This window comes from Streptococcus oralis, from assembly GCF_001075875.1.
GTDB classification, from domain to species: domain Bacteria; phylum Bacillota; class Bacilli; order Lactobacillales; family Streptococcaceae; genus Streptococcus; species Streptococcus oralis_I.
The window spans coordinates 1-5,604 of the sequence record NZ_JUOS01000142.1 but is presented as its reverse complement, the minus strand read 5'-3'; the positions used below and the strand labels follow the sequence as shown (position 1 = coordinate 5,604).

The following is a 5,604-nucleotide window of genomic DNA, read 5'->3' as shown; positions in this document are numbered from 1 at the left end:
CGTATATATGTTACTGACTTCGTCAGTTCTATCTACAACCTCAAAGCAGTGCTTTGAGCAGCCTGCGGCTAGCTTCCTAGTTTGCTCTTTGATTTTCATTGAGTATAAAATAATCTTCTTCTAGTTTCGCATACAATGATGAATTTTGTCAAGCACTAATCAAAAAGAGCCTGAAATTTACTTTCAGGACTCATTTTTTTATTTGATTTTTTCTTCTTCGTAATCACCATTGCTACAAACAATCTGCTTACCGCCACCACGGACTTTTTTCTCCATGAGGAAGTTGCCACATTTTGGACAATCTCGTCCAACAGGCTTGTCCCAAGAAGTAAATTCACATTCTGGATAGCGATTGCAACCATAGAAGATACGATTACGCTTGGTTTTTCGTTCAATAATTTGACCTTGATGACAGCTTGGACACTCAACACCAATCTCTTTCACGATAGCCTGTGTATGACGGCAATCTGGGAAATTGCTACAAGCATAAAACTTACCAAAACGACCTAACTTAATCACCATCGGACTACCACACTCTTCACAATCAAATCCCGCTGGCTCATCCTTGATTTGGATTTTTTCCATTTCCTCTTCGGCTTTGGCAACCTCTTTAGAGAAGGGTTTGTAAAATTCATCAATGACTCGTTGCCATTGTTCTTTACCAACTTCGACATCATCTAGTTTACCTTCCATTTCAGCTGTAAAGGTCACGTTGACGATATCTGGGAAGTATTCAACAATCAGTTTATTGACAATTTCTCCCAGTTCTGTCGGTTCAAAACGCTTGGCTGCCAAACGCACATAATAGCGCTTTTGAATAGTTTCAATAGTGGGTGCATAAGTTGATGGACGTCCAACCCCATTTTCTTCCAAGGTCTTAATTAAAGTAGCCTCAGAATAACGTGCTGGGGGTTGAGTGAAGTGCTGCTCAGGTTTACTATTGACCTGTTTGACCACATCACCAACTGCCATGTCCGGCAACATCTTATTCTTATCTGAGTCATTGTAAATGGCCAAGTAACCATCAAACTTAACTTGACTACCATTTGCTGCAAATTGAACTCCATTTTGAGAGAACTTAACAGCCATGGTATCAAAGATAGCACCAGTCATCTGACTCGCTACAAAACGGTTCCAGATAAGTGTATAAAGCTTAAGTTGGTCTTTGTCTAAGTATTTAGCAATCTTTTCAGGTGTATTAAAGACACTCGATGGACGAATAGCCTCATGGGCGTCTTGAGCACCAGTAGCATTTTTGACCTTACTACCATGCTTAGAATACTTACTACCAAAACGTTCATTGATGTAGCTTGCAGCTTCATTTTGTGCAACTGGACTGATACGAGTCGAGTCTGTACGCATATAGGTGATCAAACCTTGGACGCCCGTACCAATATTAATCCCTTCATAGAGTTGCTGGGCAACCATCATGGTCTTTCGAGTACGGAAATTGATTTTATTAGCTGCATCCATCTGCATAGTTGAGGTAGTATAAGGTAGTGGAGCGTTACGCTTGCGCTCTTTTTTATCTACCTGATCCACTGTAAAGTCTTTGCTGGATAGGTGAGACAAGACTTCTTTGACCTCTTCATTACTAGTCAATTTCATCTTCTTGCCATTCATTCCATAGAAGGATGCTTGGAATTGCTTAGTCCCCTTTTTGAAGACTCCATCAATAGTCCAATATTCTTCTGGTTGAAAAGCATTGATCTCATTTTCACGGTCAATGATTAACTTGAGCGCGACAGACTGAACACGGCCAGCTGATAAGCCCTTCTTGACCTTTTTCCATAAAATTGGTGAAATAGAATAACCTACCAAGCGGTCCAAGATACGACGTGCTTGTTGGGCGTCCACCAAATCCATATCAATCTTACGAGGTTCTTTAAAGGCATTTTTTACCGCATCCTTGGTAATCTCGTTGAAAACAACACGGTTAGCATCATTTTTATCTAGATTCAGAATATGAGCCAAATGCCAAGAAATTGCTTCTCCTTCGCGGTCCGGGTCACTTGCGAGAAAGACTTTACTGGCTTTTTTAGCTTCTTTTTTCAAGTCATTGATCAGAGGACCTTTCCCACGAATATTGATATATTGGGGTTCATAATTATTTTCTACATCGACTGACATACTGGATTTTTTCAAATCACGAATATGACCAACACTGGCTAAAACCTTATAATTTCTACCCAGGTATTTCTCAATCGTTTTAGCCTTTGCAGGCGACTCCACGATTACTAGATTTTTTTTAACTGTTGATTTTTTTTTCTTTGTTGCCGTAGCCACAGTATCACACCTTTTCAAAGTAATAAACTTTATAAAGTGTAAACCATTTTTAAAAACCTGTCAAGACTTAACTCTTATATATAGAAGAAAAGTTTAACCGATAAAACCTTGCTAGTTCTTAAAATTCAAATTCTGCTAGCACATCCTGACCACTCGAAACAAGTTTTGCACCTTCTTGAACCAAGTGATGACAACCATCTGAACGACCATCTAAAATGCTACCCGGAATAGCAAAAACATCTCTTCCTTCTTCCATAGCTCGCTCACAGGTAATCAAACTACCAGATCTCATCTTTGCCTCAGCAACGATAACACCCATACATAAGCCAGCAATAATCCGATTTCGTGCTGGAAAGTGATATTTCAAAGGTTCTTCACCCGGTCCATATTCACTCAGTAGCAAATGATATTCACCGATGTAGTCCTGCAGTCGTTTATTAGATCGGGGATAATAGACATCCAAGCCAGTCCCTATAACTGCAATAGTTTTTCCACCACCTTGAAGAATAGACATATGCGCTGCAGTATCAATCCCTCTAGCAAGCCCACTCACAATCACCAGCTCATTCTCCAGTTCTTCAATAACCTTACGGACTGATTTTGTCCCTGTTTGACTACAAGAGCGACTGCCTACAACTGCAATCTTAGGCAACTTTAAAAGATTTAAATCGCCCTTATAAAATAGTAATACTGGAGCATCATAGATTTCACTGAGAGCAAAGGGATAGACATCGTCTAGGATGGAAAATGAGGGAAATTTTTCAAAGTCACTTCTTAATCTCTCCATACTTTCAAAGGTGAGTTTATGGTAACGTTCCATAAAAACCACTGGATTTCTACACTCAGATGCTTCTGCTATCGTTTCTAAGCTTAATTCCTGATCATAAATTTCTCCATATTGAAGAACCTTTAGAACTTGTTGATTGCTTAGACCTGCTTGTTTCAACTTATAAATCTCAAAATTATCAATCTTAATTTTCATGATAGACTCCTTATTTTTCTCTCTATCTATTTATTCGTAAAAAAAGAAAAAAACTTCCCAACAAATTGACTTGTTTAGGAAGTTTCTATTATTAATAATGAAAATTTTAGTAATCAGGACGAAGAACTCCGGTGACAGTTGCCTTGGTTGCTTCGTAATCCCCATCAATAACAACCTTGATAATGCGTTTAGCATCCTCTTCAGGCGCAGGAACCAAAGGTAGACGAGTAGGCCCAGCTTCGAATCCCATATAGTTGAGTACTGCCTTAACAGGTGCCGGACTCGGGTAAGAGAATAGAGCATTAACCTTAGGAATAAATTTACGTTGAATAGCTGCCGCTCTTTTCATATCACTTTCTTCGATTGCAGTGAACATTTCATGCATCTCATCCCCATTTGTGTGGGATGCAACAGATATAACTCCGTCTGCACCAAGGTTCATAGCATGGAAAGCATCTCCATCCTCACCAGTGTATACCAAGAATTCTTCTGGCTTATGCTCAATCAAGTAAGCCATATTGGCAAGGCTGGTACATTCCTTAACACCAATGATATTTGGATGTTCCGCCAAACGAAGTAAGGTATCTGGAGTCATTTCTACAACTACACGACCTGGAATGTTATAGATTATAATAGGTAAATCAGAAGCATCTGCAATAGCTTTAAAGTGTTGGTACATACCTTCTTGAGATGGTTTATTGTAGTAAGGAACAATCGCAAGACCAGCCGCAAAACCACCAAATTCCGCTACTTCTTTGACGAACTCGATAGAGTCACGTGTATCATTGGTACCAACACCAGCGATTAAAGGAACTCGGCCGTTGACAACCTTTTGAACAGCCGCAAACAACTGCAACTCCTCATCGTGAGTCAGAGTCGGACTCTCAGCAGTTGTTCCTGCTAGGAGAATTCCGTCTGTGTGATGTGCTAATAAATGTTCAATCAACTTTGGAATGGCATCGAAATTGATTGACCCATCTTCATGAAAAGGAGTAATAAAGGCCGTGATAATTTTACAATCTTTTAAATCTTGATAAGACATATAAACACCTTTCTATTTTAAAGAAGGAGTTCAAATGAACTCCTACACATTATTTCAATTCAAATTTTAATTCAGCTGTTGGGCGTACTAGACCACGTTCGTGAAGTGTTTCTGCGATTTGAACTGAATTCCAAGCTGCACCTTTAAGAAGATTATCAGATACTACCCACATATGAATACCTTTTTCTGCATCCAAGTCTTTACGGATACGTCCAACGAATGTATCACGTGAACCAACAGCATTTACTGCTTGAGGATAGATTTGGTGAGCAACATCATCTTCAAGAACTGCACCTGGGAAGGCAGCAATAGCTGCTTTCACTTCTTCGATTGGTGCTACTTCTTTTGTTTCAATATAGACTGACTCAGAGTGAGCTGACAAAACTGGAATACGTACACATGTTGCTGATACGGCAATGCTATCGTCTTCCATGATTTTTTTGGTTTCATTGGTCATCTTCATCTCTTCGTAAGTGTAGTCATTGTCAGTGAAGACGTCAATTTGCGGAAGAGCGTTGAAGGCGATTGGATAGTGTTTCTTATCTCCACCTGAAGGCAGGATTTCCGCATGCACATCACGTGGATTAACACCGTCATTCAAGACTTCACGAAGCTCTCGTTGGGTTTCAAGAATTGCTCCCATACCAGCACCTGAAACTGCTTGATAAGTTGATACGATGATACGGTCCAAGCCCCATTTTTGACGGACTGGCTCAAGAGCCACCATCATTTGAATTGTTGAACAGTTAGGACAAGAGATGATTCCGTTGTGAGCATCAAGGGCGTGAGCATTCACTTCAGGAACAACCAATGGTACATCTGGATTTTGACGGAAGTAAGAAGTGTTATCTACGACGACTGCTCCTGCTTTTACAGCATAAGGTGCGTATTTTGCAGAAGTTGATCCACCAGCTGAGAAGAGAGCTATATCAACCCCTTCAAAAGCATCTTCTGTTGTTTCTTCGATGGTCACATCTTGACCTTTGAATTGTAAGACCTTTCCTGCAGAACGTGCAGACGCAAGGTAACGAATCTTATCGATCGGAAGAGTTGATTCTTCCAACATTTTGATCATTTGAGCACCAACGGCACCTGTAGCGCCAACAACAGCAACTGTGTATCCCATAACAAACCTCTTTCGGAATTTTCTAAAAATTTCTATAATAGAAACATTATACTACTTTTTACCAAAATTGAAAAGTCTTTTTCCTATCTATTTTCTGAAATTGACAAGAAAAGGCGGTGGGACAGAAATCGATAGACAAAGTCTCGATTTCGTAGTCCCAGCCCCGCG

General features: G+C 40.0%; 4 protein-coding genes. All 4 read right to left on the bottom strand.

What is annotated here, in order from left to right; all coding sequences use genetic code 11:
* Positions 1-198: 198 nt before the first annotated feature.
* Positions 199-2,286, bottom strand: a complete 2,088-nt coding sequence (gene topA, locus ADM33_RS08145; protein ID WP_049504395.1) for a type I DNA topoisomerase — start codon at positions 2,284-2,286, stop codon at positions 199-201.
* Positions 2,287-2,404: 118 nt separating this feature from the next.
* Positions 2,405-3,262, bottom strand: a complete 858-nt coding sequence (gene dprA, locus ADM33_RS08140; protein ID WP_083279658.1) for a DNA-processing protein DprA — start codon at positions 3,260-3,262, stop codon at positions 2,405-2,407.
* A 112-nt stretch (positions 3,263-3,374) separates the two neighbouring features.
* Positions 3,375-4,310 carry a 4-hydroxy-tetrahydrodipicolinate synthase gene (gene dapA / locus ADM33_RS08135; RefSeq protein ID WP_049504393.1) on the bottom strand — a complete coding sequence of 312 codons (936 nt, stop codon included), beginning with the start codon at positions 4,308-4,310 and terminating at the stop codon, positions 3,375-3,377.
* A gap of 49 nt (positions 4,311-4,359) precedes the next feature.
* Positions 4,360-5,436, bottom strand: a complete 1,077-nt coding sequence (locus ADM33_RS08130; RefSeq protein ID WP_049504392.1) for an aspartate-semialdehyde dehydrogenase — start codon at positions 5,434-5,436, stop codon at positions 4,360-4,362.
* Positions 5,437-5,604: the final 168 nt, after the last annotated feature.

What these genes read in the sequence shown, in the direction of transcription:
- dapA (WP_049504393.1), bottom strand. Translation starts at nt 4,310, where the DNA reads ATGTCTTATCAAGATTTAAAAGATTGTAAAATTATCACGGCCTTTATT.
- ADM33_RS08130 (WP_049504392.1), bottom strand. Translation starts at nt 5,436, where the DNA reads ATGGGATACACAGTTGCTGTTGTTGGCGCTACAGGTGCCGTTGGTGCT.